17 protein-coding genes, 1 tRNA gene and 4 pseudogenes are annotated in these 15,013 nt (G+C 48.0%); 13 read left to right on the plus strand and 9 right to left on the minus strand.

The annotated features are described in order from the left end of the window. On the plus strand, positions 1-357 hold a 357-nt coding region (locus FHD02_RS14885), incomplete at its 5' end, for an IS5/IS1182 family transposase (protein ID WP_074517268.1). A gap of 38 nt (positions 358-395) precedes the next feature. Here the strand turns inward: FHD02_RS14885 and FHD02_RS14890 are convergent. Next, positions 396-983, minus strand: coding sequence for a YbjP/YqhG family protein (locus tag FHD02_RS14890; RefSeq protein ID WP_255597288.1), 588 nt, complete (start codon positions 981-983; stop codon positions 396-398). After that, complete coding sequence (locus FHD02_RS14895) at positions 983-1,351, minus strand: NlpC/P60 family protein (protein ID WP_220394032.1); 369 nt, start codon at positions 1,349-1,351, stop codon at positions 983-985. Before FHD02_RS14895 ends, FHD02_RS14890 begins: the two co-directional genes overlap by 1 nt. A 297-nt stretch (positions 1,352-1,648) precedes the next feature. Here FHD02_RS14895 and yecR point away from each other — a divergent pair, with 297 nt between their 5' ends. The 4 genes and pseudogenes from yecR to FHD02_RS14910 all read left to right on the plus strand — a co-directional run bounded on the left by yecR (position 1,649) and on the right by FHD02_RS14910 (position 4,149). Continuing rightward, the gene (yecR, locus tag FHD02_RS14900) at positions 1,649-1,792 is read left to right on the plus strand and encodes a YecR family lipoprotein (RefSeq protein WP_220394033.1); all 144 of its coding nucleotides are present in this window, start codon (positions 1,649-1,651) and stop codon (positions 1,790-1,792) included. Then, positions 1,779-1,916, plus strand: a pseudogene (locus FHD02_RS24885) (integrase); the annotation flags it as partial. The gene yecR and the pseudogene FHD02_RS24885, both read left to right, overlap by 14 nt. 37 nt (positions 1,917-1,953) lie before the next feature. Beyond that, on the plus strand, positions 1,954-2,607 hold the full coding sequence (locus tag FHD02_RS14905; protein ID WP_220394034.1) for a hypothetical protein: 654 nt from the start codon (positions 1,954-1,956) through the stop codon (positions 2,605-2,607). A 420-nt stretch (positions 2,608-3,027) separates the two neighbouring features. Then, positions 3,028-4,149: a PIN domain-containing protein gene (locus tag FHD02_RS14910; protein WP_220394035.1), complete on the plus strand. Its 1,122-nt coding sequence runs from the start codon at positions 3,028-3,030 to the stop codon at positions 4,147-4,149. A 73-nt stretch (positions 4,150-4,222) separates the two neighbouring features. Here FHD02_RS14910 and FHD02_RS24420 read toward each other — a convergent pair. Both FHD02_RS24420 and FHD02_RS14915 read right to left on the minus strand, forming a co-directional pair. Then, positions 4,223-4,558: pseudogene (locus tag FHD02_RS24420) on the minus strand (tyrosine-type recombinase/integrase); the annotation flags it as partial. Beyond that, positions 4,546-4,782, minus strand: a pseudogene (locus FHD02_RS14915) (replication endonuclease); the annotation flags it as partial. The pseudogenes FHD02_RS24420 and FHD02_RS14915, both read right to left, overlap by 13 nt. A 48-nt stretch (positions 4,783-4,830) precedes the next feature. Between FHD02_RS14915 and FHD02_RS14920 the strand changes: the two are divergent. Continuing rightward, positions 4,831-5,295: a phage virion morphogenesis protein gene (locus FHD02_RS14920; protein ID WP_220394036.1), complete on the plus strand. Its 465-nt coding sequence runs from the start codon at positions 4,831-4,833 to the stop codon at positions 5,293-5,295. 69 nt (positions 5,296-5,364) lie between these two features. Here FHD02_RS14920 and FHD02_RS14925 read toward each other — a convergent pair whose 3' ends face one another. Next, the gene (locus tag FHD02_RS14925) at positions 5,365-6,288 is read right to left on the minus strand and encodes a pentapeptide repeat-containing protein (RefSeq protein ID WP_220394037.1); all 924 of its coding nucleotides are present in this window, start codon (positions 6,286-6,288) and stop codon (positions 5,365-5,367) included. Between the two features lie 89 nt (positions 6,289-6,377). On the opposite strand from FHD02_RS14925, the gene FHD02_RS14930 reads away from it, so the two are divergent. The 6 genes and pseudogenes from FHD02_RS14930 (at position 6,378) to FHD02_RS14955 (ending at position 9,643) form a co-directional block, all read left to right on the plus strand. Next, entirely contained in the window at positions 6,378-7,019 is a 642-nt protein-coding gene (locus tag FHD02_RS14930; RefSeq protein WP_220394038.1) for a phage baseplate assembly protein V, read from the plus strand. After that, positions 7,016-7,363 (plus strand): GPW/gp25 family protein, encoded by a 348-nt coding sequence (locus FHD02_RS14935; protein ID WP_220394039.1) that lies wholly within the window; start codon positions 7,016-7,018, stop codon positions 7,361-7,363. The genes FHD02_RS14930 and FHD02_RS14935 overlap by 4 nt, the downstream gene beginning before the upstream one ends. A gap of 4 nt (positions 7,364-7,367) precedes the next feature. Further along, positions 7,368-7,736, plus strand: a pseudogene (locus tag FHD02_RS14940) (baseplate assembly protein); the annotation flags it as partial. Between the two features lie 5 nt (positions 7,737-7,741). Further along, entirely contained in the window at positions 7,742-8,188 is a 447-nt protein-coding gene (locus tag FHD02_RS14945; protein ID WP_220394041.1) for a phage tail protein, read from the plus strand. Between the two features lie 2 nt (positions 8,189-8,190). Next, a complete protein-coding gene (locus tag FHD02_RS14950; RefSeq protein ID WP_220394042.1) occupies positions 8,191-9,372 on the plus strand; it encodes a phage late control D family protein in 1,182 nt (393 codons plus the stop codon). Between the two features lie 49 nt (positions 9,373-9,421). Further along, positions 9,422-9,643 (plus strand): DNA-binding transcriptional regulator, encoded by a 222-nt coding sequence (locus FHD02_RS14955; RefSeq protein WP_220394043.1) that lies wholly within the window; start codon positions 9,422-9,424, stop codon positions 9,641-9,643. A gap of 23 nt (positions 9,644-9,666) precedes the next feature. Here the strand turns inward: FHD02_RS14955 and FHD02_RS14960 are convergent, their stop codons facing one another. Continuing rightward, entirely contained in the window at positions 9,667-10,314 is a 648-nt protein-coding gene (locus FHD02_RS14960) for a hypothetical protein (protein ID WP_220394044.1), read from the minus strand. Between the two features lie 79 nt (positions 10,315-10,393). After that, positions 10,394-10,469: transfer RNA gene (locus FHD02_RS14965), tRNA-Ile, on the minus strand. Between the two features lie 124 nt (positions 10,470-10,593). Here FHD02_RS14965 and mug point away from each other — a divergent pair. Then, positions 10,594-11,100: a G/U mismatch-specific DNA glycosylase gene (mug, locus tag FHD02_RS14970; RefSeq protein ID WP_069324359.1), complete on the plus strand. Its 507-nt coding sequence runs from the start codon at positions 10,594-10,596 to the stop codon at positions 11,098-11,100. Positions 11,101-11,145: 45 nt separating this feature from the next. Here the strand turns inward: mug and rpoD are convergent, their stop codons facing one another. Continuing rightward, positions 11,146-12,990 (minus strand): RNA polymerase sigma factor RpoD, encoded by a 1,845-nt coding sequence (gene rpoD, locus FHD02_RS14975; protein ID WP_038634001.1) that lies wholly within the window; start codon positions 12,988-12,990, stop codon positions 11,146-11,148. Positions 12,991-13,154: 164 nt separating this feature from the next. Continuing rightward, the gene (gene dnaG / locus FHD02_RS14980; protein WP_038633998.1) at positions 13,155-14,900 is read right to left on the minus strand and encodes a DNA primase; all 1,746 of its coding nucleotides are present in this window, start codon (positions 14,898-14,900) and stop codon (positions 13,155-13,157) included. Positions 14,901-15,013 lie beyond the last annotated feature (113 nt).

Consider the following 15,013-nt stretch of genomic DNA (forward strand, 5'->3'; position numbering starts at 1 on the left):
CTGCTTCATGGAGAGGAGCAATTTGTCTCAGCCGATGCCGGCTACCAAGGAGCGCCACAGCGCGAGGAGCTGGCCGAGGTGGATGTGGACTGGCTGATCGCCGAGCGTCCCGGCAAGGTAAAAACCTTGAAGCAGCATCCGCGCAAGAACAAAACGGCCATCAACATCGAATACATGAAAGCCAGCATCCGTGCCAGGGTGGAGCACCCGTTTCGCATCATCAAGCGGCAGTTCGGCTTCGTGAAAGCCAGATACAAGGGGCTGCTGAAAAACGATAACCAACTGGCGATGTTATTCACCCTGGCCAACCTGTTTCGGGTGGACCAAATGATACGTCAGTGGGAGAGATCTCAGTAAAAACCGGAAATAACGCCAGAAATGGTGGAAAAAATAGCCTAAATAGGCTGATTCGATGTGTTTGCGGGAAAAAAATCGGCCCAGATCCGCGAAATTTTAATCAGCGAGTCAGCTTGGGAAGAAATGACCTGCTTATTCGCACCTTCCTTAGCTTTTGCAATAGCTTGCTTATCAAATATGTAATGTTCATAACCAGCGGTTACATTCGTCACTCTGTATATTTTCCACTTGCCCATCTCTCTTTTTAAGTAAATTCCAATTTGATATGTCTGATTATTTTGCCGACCAAGCCAAACATCAACGTATTTACCACCAAAAGAGTTTTTCGCTTTTCCAACTTTCAATAAGGGGATCCAATCTGCTGAGTAATCTTGCGCATATGTATAGTAATCGGTATCGATAATTTCCTGCTCATAAATATGAGAGATAGTATTTAGTTGGGTTAGTGTATCCTTCGAAATATATTCATTCATCTTTTCAGGCGCAGGCTTTATTTTCCCTTCACTATTTGCAAACACGTTTAGATAGTAAGTGTAGAAATCTAAAACGCGCCTTTCTGCGTTATCGCGTCCTGAGCTGCACGCGGTAATTGCAAATATCATGAGAACAACATAAAGGGCTCTCATCAATCCTTCCTGTACATTTGATACGCTGGTTTTGATGAACGGTAGCCAGGGCCGCCCCAAAAATCCCGCTGTTTAAAGTCCGAATACCAATCCTGGCCGTCGTAAATAGCCATGTGACCGGCGGCGTGTCCTCCAGTGTAAGGCTGAATCACTACCACGTCGCCAGTTCTGGGGGGTTGCGTTGCAGATATTTTTCTAAACCCCGCAGCCTCCAGCATTGGACCGTAATCTTTGGCGTTTTGCGTATTTGTTACGATCACGCCCCCTGCCTTTATGGCCTTGCGTACATACAATGCACAGTTACTCGTGGGTCCCGGTTCGGCATGATTTTTCGCCCAGTTTCCGGCGCTTCTTGTGTCCCATCCCATGATTGTTATCCATTCCAGTTAAAAGGAGTTGCTAATAGATACCCAATTAATTAGGGAGGTTAATCATTTAGTGCCGCAGAAAGCGTGACGCGGTGTGTAAGGCAAGTGCGTTTGGCGCTGAGAGCAGGCGGAATCAATCGCGAGGAGATAGCCTAAACTAATTCCGAAAATAAAAGGGCGCAGGTATGTTTCCGTACATGACGGGGGCAAGTTAAAAAACTAATGAAAAGGATTTAACATGAAAAAATAGCATTTTGCTTTTGGGAGGGGGTTATTGGCTGTACCGTTCATAAACAAATGACTCCCGTAGGAGGGAGTAAAGACGATGGAATAATTAGAATTGGTTACAGTTATGGCGCGTTTGAAAAAACGAATATAGATTTGATGCAAGCCCAATCACAGGCGGCTCAAAAGTGCAGGGTACCTGCAGCCCGTCTATGACCGCGATGAACAGCGCAAGCTGCGCGAACGTATCCAACAGACCCAGTCTGATGGGGTGCTGATTTGGTGGGATATTTCAGTTGTCATCGACTGGCGCACTAGCGACATATGCAACCTGCGTTATTTGCCATACCCTGATTCAGATCATCGAGATTTATGGAATGAGCTTCACGCCCTGGCTGGCGGACATGAGCCGGTACTGCTGTGTTGGGAGAAACCCGGTGAGTTCTGTCATCGGCAGCTGGTTTCCCGGTGGTTCCGGCGCGAACTCAGCATTCTGGTTGAAGAATACGATCCTCGCGCCACCGGGCAGATGGATTTGCTGTAATATCGCGGTAATTTTTTGCAGGAGGCGAAGTAACGTTATGGCAGGTTTATTCAACAAGGGTGATGCAGGGTCGATGTTCGAGCATCTCAAAATCAAGTGGGTGAATTTTTATAAGCACCCGACCGAGGAGGGGCTGATAGATACGCTGTTTCCCATGTACCACCTTCGAGAATGGATTTTTCAGGGCAAGGAAAGTGATTATGACGGGAAGCCCTGCGATGAACTAAGCAGGGAGGAAGCGCTTGATAAAGCACTGCAGGAGCTACCTGAATACCAGGTGGTTCGGTCGTTGTGCAATCACACCAAACATTACTCGTGCGATCCGAAAAGGAACCGGGAGCATGAGACGGTTGAAATTATCGGTTCCCCAGTTGGCCTGATGAAGTGCGGAGATTTACTGAACAGCTCTTATTTTTTGGTTGATGGCCGGGATATCCGTGACATCTTCATGGCTGTTTACCGGGTCTATTACGGATATTTTGGCTAAACACTTTCTATCTGGTTATTGTTTAACCATAAAACACTATGTTTCCCGTTTGAAAGTATCCCCGGAGTATCCCCATGAAAAGCAAAAGGGCTGGAGATTTCTCTCCAGCCCTTGCTGTATCTGGTGGCCCCTGCTGGACTTGAACCAGCGACCAAGCGATTATGAGTTCCTACCAGAACAACCGAAAATCAATAGTTTGCGTTATTTATCATTGACATAGTTTGCATCTGTTTGCCAATGATATACCCTATATTCGCCATTTCTACCGCCATTTTATCGCCATTTGTTTAAAACATCGAATCTGAGGAAGTTGTGCTTTGATGACTGATGTGACAGTTATCACGTTTTTGTTGCTTATCATTAACTAAGTCAATGATAAAATTAGAGTGAATCAATACATCATAGATAGTGAGCGTTACAATGAATGAGAAGAATTATACAGCAATAACTTTAGATACCTCAATCTTTGACGGCAATGCATTAAAATTAGAGAAAGGTCTGCTTGGTAAATTAAAACAGTTTAATGGTTCGCCGACGAAATTTGTTTTGACTGATATCGTTGTTAATGAACTTACAAAACATTTATCTGAAAAAATTATTAGTAGCAAAACATTGCTGCAAAAAGCACTTGAGGAGGCAAATGAGCATCTATTTTTTGAAGGTAGTTTATTGACTGAAGCAAAACAGCAATTAATTGATAGTCCAGAGATAAATGAACTGGCGACTTCAAGAGTCAACGCATTTTTGGAGCAGACAGGAGCTATTATTCTAGATTCTGCTGAATATGTAGGCGTAGCAGAATTAAGGGATAATTACTTTAATAACAAACCACCATTCGCTGTTACTGGAAAAAAGAAGAATGAATTTCCAGATGCTATAGCTTTGCTTGCATTAGAGCATTGGGCAAAAAAAAATAGTGAGGTTATTTATGCTGTAGCAAAGGATGGGGATTGGAAAGGTTATTGTGAAGGTTCTGAACGTATTGATTATAATGAAAATCTTGGCGATGCCTTAAACTACTTTAATAATAAAGATGCTCCATTTTTGATGGTGTCAAAGTTAGAATCTGCATTTCAATTTTTAAAGGCTAATAAGTTTGGTTTACAATTAAGAAATGAGTTGGAGCGTATTTTTACTGGATACTATGTCAATCAAGATGGCGATTCCCCTTTCAATTGGGAACCTGATGGTGTTGATGTAACATTTATAGATTTCACAACAATTGATGATAAATTAAAACTAATCGAGAAAGCTGAATCATCTATAGTTGTAGAGGCTTTAATTAATGTTGAGCTGAATGCAGAAGGAACGTTTTCACTTTATCAATATGATTCGATTGATCATGATCAAGTATACTTAGGTTGTGTTACAAAAGAAGTGGACGAGAATTTTGAGTGTAGAGTCCTCATTACCTTTGAAGGTGATCTTGAGGAAGCTAAAGAAAATATTGATTGCCTTGAAATAGATAATGTTGAGGTTATTGATAAATTGGATACAATTCATTTTGGATATCTAGAATTAGATTACAATGATTATGAATAAATAAAAATCGATAAGCAGCGGGTGCTGCTTATCGATTTTATACTCTATCTATTAGCTTTCAAATAATTTAGTTTCAAATGATGTTAGAATTTAAACATAACACGTTAAGCGGATTAAATTTTACTGCATCTTCTAAATGATCTGGAGAAAAGTGTGCATACCGCATTGTCATTTTTATGTCGGTATGGCCTAGTACGCGCTACAAAACCAGAATATTTCCGCCATTCATCATAAAGTGGCTGGCGAAGGTGTGGCGCAAAACGTGGGTTAGTTGTCCTGCGGGAAGTTCGATGCCTGTTCTTTCCAGCGCAGATCGGAACGCGCCATAACAATCACTAAACAACCGGCCTTTTTTATCATCAGGCAGAAACTCATAGAGCTCTTTGCTAATTGGAACGGTGCGGTTTTTGTAAGTATCCCGACATAACCGAGCTCATTACAGATATTTTCAAACCCACGAATGCGAGCCATCAGCTCACAGCGGCGTATTGCTGGATTAGCGACCGAGCCGTCGTATTTTTCAATCAGGCTAATGCGGTTGCCTTCTTCGTCTTCGAAATCCAGCCCCTTAAGAAATTCGCGCGTGCGGCGCTTCTGCTCGCGCCAGTCGGTCACACAGTTTTTACTCGCGTACCCGACCGGTTGAGCTGTATGTTAACGGTGAGCTCGTGAGTCGATTGCATGAATGACTTTAAACCCTTTGACGATAAGCTCGCGGGGCTGATAGCGGCGCTGTCACCTGCTGCCCGTCGCAGAATGGCCGCAGATATCGCGAAGACCCTGCGAGCTCGTCAACAGCGCCGGATTAAAACGCAGAAAACCCCGGACGGGACACCTTACGCCGCCAGAAAGCGCCAGCCGGTAAAAACCAAAAAAGGCCGGGTTAAGCGGGAAATGTTCGCCAAACTCCGCACCAGTCGTTTTATGAAAGCCTCAGCGGGGAATGACGCTGCGGTCGTGGAATTTACCGGCAAAGTACAACGGATGGCGAATGTGCATCAGTATGGTCTCAAAGATAAACCAGGACGAAACAGTCAATTGGTGAAATATGATTCACGGCCACTTATGGGGTTTAACGCGCGTGAAATCAATGAGATAGAAGAGCTTGTTGTATCTATTTTAATTGACAATAGCTATTTCAAGTGATAGTTTTATATGTGGGTGGGATGGTTCCGTTGTTGGGCTATAGCCTGGCTTCGTAGGGGTTCGATTCCCCTAACGCCGTGTTCCTTTGGCCATTTTTATATCGTCTCGTAATTGAGTTAATTCTCTAAGTATGTGTTGGTCGCATTTTATATAATCTAGATTCCCGGCGGTCGCGAGTTGCTGAGCATTAAGGTTAGTTGATTTTGTTAAATTTGTCATTTTCAGATTAGCTCTGGAAAAATTAGCGCCGTTAAATTTATTTCCAGCTAATAAGCAGCTTTGCAAATCAGCATCTGACATGTCAGTACCGTCGAGAGTACAATCTTCAATAGTAAGTCCGCTAAACTTTCCTTCTTTGAAGTCGCTATTCTTCATTTTGCAATTTGTGAATTTTACATTTTTCAATTTGGAATTTACTAGGCATAAATTTCTTATGTCACAATTAATAAATTCACAGTTATTTAAGGTTGAACTATGAAAGCTTAATTCAGCTATTTGAGCGTCAATGAATTTCAAACCCTTCACTGCGCTCATGTTCTGAAGTTTTATACCTTGAACTTTGATGTCAAAACATCCTCGCCTGTTTAATTCCTTTATTATTTTTAATCTTTGTATATCTAAGGCTAATTCAGAAGCGGTGCCGTAATTCTCAAGGTCGCTTAGAAGGTCGGATATGCTACTTTCGTTCTGTCTTCTCTTTTCGAAGAAAAATAATATAACGCCAAGAACCAGAAATTCCCATATGGAAGCATTTAAATTTCCAAGTAGAGAGTTTAAGAACCCACTGTCGTACACGGAGTTAATTTCGGAAAATACATATACAATAATAACAAAGCTAATGAATACAGCAGTAATGTAATCCATGTCGCGAATTGTGCTCAAGGACTTTTGAATTTCATTGGTGAGACTTTTTTTTATCTTTTGGCGCCACTCAAATGTGTCGGTGTAACGTCTTTGAATGAAATTCCAGAAAATAGAAAGGTTGTTTATCATAATTAAGTTTTACTGTTTTCTTTGTAGTGTCATCTACCTGCAAACTGTTGTCAATTGGTTATGTCGAAAATGACATCTATATTGAAGGCATGAGCACATTAAACAGACTTAGCAATATCGAAAGAATCTTGCGTAATTTGATTCGTACCGGCGTCATTGTCGAAGTTGACCTCAATGACGGGCGTTGTAGTGTGCAGACTGGTGGCATTGTTACCGACTGGCTTCAGTGGCTGACCACGCGCGCCGGTCGCTCACGTGTCTGGTGGGCTCCGTCTGTGGGTGAGCAGGTTTTACTGCTGGCCGTCGGTGGTGAGCTCGACACCGCTTTTGTGCTGCCCGGTATTTTCTCTGATGACCACCCCGCGCCGTCGGCGTCGGCTGATGCTTTTCACATCACCTTTCCTGACGGGGCTGTTATAGAGTACGAACCGGAGACCGGCGCGCTGACTGTGAGCGGCATTAAAACCGCAGACGTTACGGCGTCGGATTCCATCACCGCGACGGTACCGCTGGTGACGGTGAAAGCCGAGACCCGCATTACCCTCGACACCCCGGAAGTCGTCTGCACCAACAAACTGACGACCGCCACACTCGAGGTCACTAAAGGCGGGAAGATGAGCGGCGATATCAAGCACACCGGCGGCAAGCTCTCCTCAAATGGCGTGGTGGTGGATGACCACGGCCACGGTGGTATTAAGCGCGGTGATGACTGGACGGAGGGCACGAAATGACGACCCGATATATCGGCATGAATCGCGAGACCGGGCGCACCATCACTGACGCCGACCATATCCGTCAGAGCTGTGGCGATATTTTGCGAAGGCCGGTCGGCTCTCGCGTGATGCGCCGCGATTATGGCTCGCTGTTGTTCTCCCTGATTGATATGCCACAGACCGACGCGCTGAGGCTGCAAATTATGTGCGCCTGTTATATGGCGCTGCTCAAGTGGGAGCCGCGCATCAGCATCAGCTCGCTGACGGTAGAACGTCAGTTTAATGGTCAGATGATTGTCGAGCTGCATGGCGAGACAAAAGATACCGGCCAGCCCCTTTCTCTAACGATTCCTGTGAGTTGAATTTATGGCAACCATCGACCTGAGCCAGCTTCCAGCGCCTGACGTTGTGGAAACGCTGGATTTTGAAACCATCCTTGCTGAGCGTAAGGCGACATTTGTATCTCTTTATCCTGAAGACCAACAGGATGCCATTGCCCGGACGCTCGCCCTCGAGTCTGAGCCGGTGGTGAAGTACCTGGAAGAAAACCCCTATCGGGAGGTTATCTGGCGTCAGCGTGTAAATAATGCGGCAAAGGCGGTCACGCTGGCGTACGCAGAGGGCAACGACCTTGACGTCATCGGCGCAAACTTCAACGTCGAACGGCTGGTTATCACACCTGCTGATAAATCGGCAATTCCCCCGGTGGCGGCGGTGATGGAATCAGACTCTGATTAGGTATGTTTGTTTTTATGCGTCAGACGCTGCCCTATCAGAGTATGCAGCGCAGCGCGGATTATAGCTGGGCGTCAAACTCCCGCGTCGGGAAGCGTGACGCCTTTCAGTATCTCGGCGAGGGAGAAGACAAAATCACCCTGAGTGGTGACCTGTATCCTGAGCTGACCGGCGGCAAGTTTTCGATGCTGACGCTTTATGCGATGGCCGAGCAGGGTCGTGCATGGCCGCTTATTTCTGGCTCAGGCTGGATTTACGGGATGTTTATTGTCAGCAATGTCTCGGAGACCGGTACGGTATTTTTTGAGGATAGGTCGCCCCGTAAAATCAGCTTCACTCTGTCATTGACCCGTGTCGATGAATCGCTCGCGGCGGTCTATGGCGATATCGGGAAACAGGCCGAAAGTCTGGTCGGTAAAGCGGGTGATCTGCTGTCTAAGATGGGGGCTTAATCATGCTGGATATTATCACCGGCGCGGGTGTCACACTGACGCCCGATTTTATGCTGACACTGGAAAGCAAAGATATCACCGGTAATATCAGCGACCGGCTGATTAATCTCTCGATGACGGATAACCGGGGCTTTGAAGCTGACCAGCTCGACATTGAGCTCGATGATTCTGACGGACTTGTCACGCTGCCTATTCGCGGCGCGGTGCTGTCACTGTACCTCGGATGGAAAGGTTTCGCGCTCGTTGATAAGGGGAGATTTACCGTCGATGAGGTGGAGCACCGGGGGGCACCAGATACGGTGACCATTCGCGCCCGTAGCGCTGATTTTCGCGGAACGCTCAATTCACGCCGCGAGGAATCATGGCACGACACCACACTCGGCGCTATTGTCAGCGCGATAGCCGCCCGGAATAAATTAACGGCCAGTGTCGCGGATTCTCTTGCCGGGATAAAAATTCCGCATATCGACCAGTCGCAGGAATCCGACGTTGTTTTCCTGACTCGCCTCGCGGAACGCAACGGCGGTGCGGTATCGGTCAAAGCGGGTAAATTGTTGATGCTCAAAGCGGGAAGTGGTACGACGGCCAGCGGAAAAGCTATCCCTCAGATTACTATCCAGCGCAGTGACGGCGACCGGCAGCAGTTTGCTATTGCTGACCGTGGCGCTTACACCGGCGTAACAGCTAAATGGCTGCACACCAAAGACCCAAAACCGGCGAAGCAAAAGCAAGCGGTGAAGCTGAAGCGCAAGCCCAAAGAGCAACACCTCCGGGCGCTACAGCACCCGAAAGCAAAAGTCGTGAGCAGTAAAACCGCAGCGAAAAAGAAGAAAGAACAGGAAGCCCGCGAGGGTGAATATATGGCTGGTGAGGCTGACAACGTTTTCGCACTGACGACCATTTACGCGACAAAGGCGCAAGCGATGCGCGCGGCTCAGGCGAAGTGGGATAAATTACAGCGTGGCGTTGCGGAGTTCTCAATCATGCTGGCAACTGGTCGGGAAGATATTTATCCCGAAATGCCGGTCAGGGTCTCGGGCTTTAAGAGCGTCATAGATGACCAGTCATGGATAATCAGCAAAGTGACCCATAGCCTCGGCGGGAACGGCTTCACGACGGCTGTAGAGCTTGAGGTGATGCTTTCAGGTGTGGAGTATGGAGAGAATAAAGTTATTTCCAAATAGTGAATAACTTAGTGTCATTCATTCACTATTAGTGAATGAATGAGGCGTCATGTTCCATTGTCCTAAGTGCCAGCACGCAGCACATGCGCGCACCAGTCGCTATTTAAGTGAAAATACGAAAGAACGCTATCACCAATGCACAAACATAAACTGTAGTTGTACATTTGTGACGATGGAATCGGTCGAGCGTTATATCGTTACTCCCGGTATTGTCATTCCTGCGCCGCCGCACCCGTCATCAAGTGGGCAAAACTCTTTACCTTGGTTGTAAAATGGACCCGCTATATGCGGGTTCTATCTTAAAAGCCCTTCCGTCAACTCCTCACCAGTACAGTACAGATAAAGACTCTTAATTTCTCGTTCGATCCATTCCATCTCTCCAAGGGCATATCCTGAAAAACCATACATGACGCTACTTAGTTCCAATAGTTTAGATGTATCTTCATTATCCACTAATGAGTCATAAAAATGTTTTAACTCGATTACTGCCGTGTAAGCTAAATTCGCTTTATCATAAAAGACAGGGTCAAGTTTAGATATATCGTATAAATACTTTGTGAAAGCTGCTGCTGAGGGCTTACTGAGTTCGCCACCTGAAACTGGTTTTTCATTTTCAGTGACGAGCCAACGTGTTTTGCCTGCTGTAGTTTTTATGATACTGAAGCCAAGTGGACATTCGTGCATAGGTTTTTCTTCGTAAGGGGCGAACCTTTCGCATAAGCCCTTAATTTTACCGCTTGTACTCCACGCTAGCTGACACTCTCGGGCAAATATCTTCTTTAGAGCTCGAATCTCATTTTTTTTGGATTTTGACTTACGGTAACAATCTAGCAGCTCTCTTACTATGAAAAGACAAATTGCAACAAAAGCGGATGCAGGGATTAGTGTTTCGGTTGTTAAAAGAGTGAGCCAATCACATTGCACTACTGTTTCCACCGCCATTTCATCGCCCCTCTAAAATGTGCAAACAAAAAAGCCACTCATTAGAGTGGCTTAATTATATGATTTTAATAACAAAATTTGGTGGCCCCTGCTGGACTTGAACCAGCGACCAAGCGATTATGAGTCGCCTGCTCTAACCACTGAGCTAAGGGGCCGTGGCGGTGGATTATAAAGTAACTCCGCGTCGCAATCCAGACATAAGCGTACGGATGCTGATTTTATAAACAATGTATTATCAGTCCGTTATACTGTTACTCTGATGTATTGTTCGGAGTAATTATGGTTAAGGACATACTGGCACCAGGGCTGCGGGTGGTGTTTTGCGGCATCAATCCGGGGCTATCTTCCGCAGGTACAGGGTTCCCCTTTGCGCACCCCGCCAATCGCTTCTGGAAGGTCATCCATCAGGCGGGATTTACCGATCGCCAGCTCAAACCAGAAGAGGCGCAACACCTGCTGGACTTCCGCTGTGGCGTGACCAAGTTTGTCGACAGACCGACGGTGCAGGCTAATGAAGTGAAGCTACAGGAGATGCGTAGCGGTGGCCGTAAGCTTATCGAAAAGATTGATGACTATCAGCCTGCCGCGCTGGCGATCCTTGGTAAGCAGGCGTTCGAGCAAGGCTTCAGTCAGCGTGGAGCGCAGTGGGGAAAGCAGACGCTGACCATTGGCGCGACGCAGATTTGGGTATTGCCAAATCCCAGCGGATTGAGCCGGATTACACTGGATAAGCTGGTGGAGGCGTATCGCGAGTTGGATGACGCGCTGGTCATGCGCGGGATGTAAATAAAAACGCCACCTTGCGGTGGCGTTTGAACTTATACGGCGAGATTAATCGTCGAGGAAGCTACGCAGCACTTCAGAACGGCTCGGGTGGCGCAGTTTACGCAGCGCCTTCGCTTCGATCTGACGGATACGTTCGCGGGTAACGTCGAACTGTTTACCTACTTCTTCCAGCGTGTGGTCGGTGTTCATATCGATACCGAAACGCATACGCAGAACTTTCGCTTCACGAGCGGTCAGGCCAGCCAGAACGTCGTGCGTTGCGGCACGCAGGCTCTCGGTAGTGGCAGAGTCCAGCGGCAGCTCGAGGGTGGTGTCCTCGATGAAATCACCCAGATGCGAATCTTCATCGTCGCCGATCGGCGTTTCCATGGAGATAGGCTCTTTGGCGATCTTCAGCACTTTACGGATCTTGTCTTCCGGCATCAGCATACGTTCAGCCAGCTCTTCCGGCGTCGGCTCACGGCCCATCTCTTGCAGCATCTGACGGGAAATACGGTTGAGCTTGTTAATGGTCTCAATCATATGCACCGGAATACGGATGGTACGCGCCTGATCCGCAATAGAGCGGGTAATTGCCTGCCGGATCCACCAGGTTGCGTAGGTGGAGAACTTGTAACCACGACGGTATTCAAACTTATCAACCGCTTTCATCAGACCGATGTTGCCTTCCTGAATCAGATCCAGGAACTGCAGACCACGGTTGGTGTATTTCTTGGCGATAGAGATAACCAGACGTAAGTTCGCTTCAACCATCTCTTTTTTCGCGCGACGGGCTTTCGCCTCACCGATGGACATGCGACGGTTGATATCTTTAACCTGCTCGATGGTCAGGCCGGTTTCTTCTTCAATCTGCTGCAGTTTCTGCAGGCCGCGGTGAACGTCATCTGCCACGTCGTGCAGTTTTTCAGACCACGGTTTGTTCATCGCGATTGCCGCGTTGAACCACGTTTCGCTGGTTTCATTGCCAGTGAACAGAGTGATGAAGTTTTTCTTCGGCATTTTGCACTGCTCAACGCAGAGCTTCATGATCAGACGTTCCTGAGTACGCACGCGGTCCATCATGACGCGCATGCTGTTTACCAGGTAGTCGAACTGCTTCGGCACCAGGCGGAACTGTTTGAACACTTCAGACAGCTTCTGAATTTCTTCCTGTGCGGCAGCATGGCTGCGGCCTTTGGCCTTGATCGTGTCGCGGGTGATTTCGTACTGGGTACGCAGCTCAGCGAATTTTTCACGCGCTAATTCAGGGTCGATGCTGTTGTCGTCATCGCTGCTGTCGTCGTCATCTTCTTCATCTTCGTCTTCATCTTCATCCATCTCTTCTTGAGAGAGTTCAGAACCAACGTGGGTCGCCGTTGGCGCCATGTCTTCTTCCGCGTTAGGATCGACAAAGCCGGTGATGAGATCGGACAGACGCGCTTCTTCAGCTTCTACGCGATCGTATTGCTCAAGCAGATAGGTGATGGCTTCCGGGTATTCAGCAACGGAGCATTGAACCTGGTTAATCCCGTCTTCGATGCGCTTAGCGATGTCGATTTCGCCTTCACGGGTTAACAGTTCAACGGTACCCATTTCACGCATGTACATGCGGACCGGGTCAGTTGTACGGCCGATTTCGGACTCAACGCTGGACAGAACCTGGGCAGCCGCTTCTTCCGCGTCTTCATCGGTGCTGTTGGAGGTTTCAGCAAGCAGCAGATCATCGGCATCAGGTGCTTCTTCCATCACCTGAATACCCATGTCATTGATCATTTGGATGATGTCTTCGATTTGATCTGAATCGACGATATCTTCCGGCAGATGGTCATTGACCTCGGCATAGGTCAGATAGCCTTGCTCCTTACCACGTTGGACAAGAAGCTTCAGCTGTGACTGCGGGTTTTGCTCCATAAGACGGTATCCACACTTAATTCGTTTGATTGGTGTTGGGCGGTAAAACCGCCAACGGCAAAACGAGGGCATACTTATATTTTGCCGCTGCCTCTCCGTGCGGCTGTCGGGGGCTTCCCGATCGATATTCGGCAGTTAAGCCGTTAAATACTTTTGTCTTTCAGCTATTTCTTGGCCAGTTCCTGGTTCAGCGTCCAGAGTTCCCGGCGTTCTTCGCTGCTTAAACCGTGTGTGCGCTCACGAGCTATCAACTCTTCCTGGCGCAGTTCAAGCATCGAATCAAACATATGGTTGAGTGAGTCGGTGAAGGTTTTTTCTGCGATATCTTTATCTGCTATATCGTCCCACATCGACAGTTTTTCAAGGGTTGCAGCATCATTTGTGCCACGATAGTGCTCTAACAGTTGGCCGGTGGTCAGGCCTGGCTGAGCCAGACAAGTGTTGACCAGTTCTCTGAATAAGCCAAGTCCAGGCAGTTTATTACTGTCCAGTGCGCCTAACGGCGGAACCAGTGGAGCAAGGTCCGGATTCTGCACCAGCAACCCTATAAGTATACGCATGGTCGTACGTTTTAGCTGTGGAACAGGGCGGGAAGCGCCATTTTCTGCCAGTTTTGGCATTAAACGTTCAAGCTGACTGTCATCCAGAATGCCGAGCTTGTTTCCCAACTCCTGTCGCAGGTAAATGCGCAACGTTTCGCCCGGCACCTGAGTGATCAGCGGCAGCGCCAGCGTGCTGAGCTGTGCGCGTCCGTCCGGGGTACTCAAATCCACCTGTGGCAACAGGCTATTAAATAAAAACGCGGAGAGCGGCAACGCCTGCTCCATCCGGGCTTCGAAGGCCTCTTTCCCTTCTTTACGCACTAACGTATCGGGGTCTTCGCCATCAGGTAAAAACATAAAGCGTAGCTGGCGGCCGTCTGTCATATAGGGCAGTGCGGTTTCCAGCGCGCGCCATGCTGCATCGCGTCCGGCGCGGTCGCCGTCGTAGCAGCAAATCACGTTGTTCGTCGCGCGAAACAACAGCTGGATGTGATCGGCGGTGGTTGACGTCCCAAGAGATGCCACGGCGTAGTTAATGCCGTATTGCGCCAGCGCTACCACATCCATATAGCCTTCCACCACTAACAGGCGCTGCGGATCGGCGTTATCCTGCTGGGCTTCATAAAGGCCATACAGCTGGCGACCTTTATGGAAAATATCGGTTTCCGGGGAGTTCAGATACTTCGGCAGGGCATCGCCCAGCACGCGTCCACCAAAACCAATGACCCGACCACGTTTGTCGCGGATGGGGAACATCACCCGTTCGCGAAAGCGATCGTAACTACGTCCCTGATCGTTGGTGACCAACATCCCCGCATCGACCAACGATTTGCGATTCTCAGCATTGCCGCCAAACCGTTTCAGGACGTTGTCCCAGCCGGGGGGCGCAAAACCAATAGCAAAACGGGTGATAACGTCGCTACTTAATCCTCGCTTTTCCAGGTACTGGCGCGCAGGGGTAGCGGCGGGCTGCATCAAAGACTGTTGATAAAAAGTGTTCAGGCCGTCCATCAATTGATAAAGGCTTTGCCGTTGATGGCGCTCTATCTGACTGGGGCCACTGCCTGCTTCATAGGGCACTTCAAGGTTGTGCATTGCGGCCAGTTCTTCGACGGTTTCCACAAACTCGAGCTTGTCGTAGTTCATGAGAAAGTCGACGGCGTTGCCATGCGCGCCACACCCAAAGCAGTGATAAAACTGTTTTTCACCGTTTACGGTGAAAGAGGGGGTTTTTTCGTTATGGAACGGACAGCACGCGTGATAATTTTTGCCCTGCTTTTTCAGCTTTACCCGCGCGTCGATGAGATCGACGATGTCGGTTCTTGCCAGCAGGTCATTAATAAAAACGCGAGGAATTCGTCCAGCCATAAGCCCCTGTTTTTTGATGACTCATATACACAAAATCATTCAGGATGCATCAAGGCGGCAAGGAAGCGAATCCTCAGGAGCGTACAGCAAGTACGTGACTGGGGTGAGCGACT

It is taken from the genome of Citrobacter sp. EC_71 (assembly GCF_019584005.1).
Lineage (GTDB): Bacteria > Pseudomonadota > Gammaproteobacteria > Enterobacterales > Enterobacteriaceae > Citrobacter > Citrobacter werkmanii.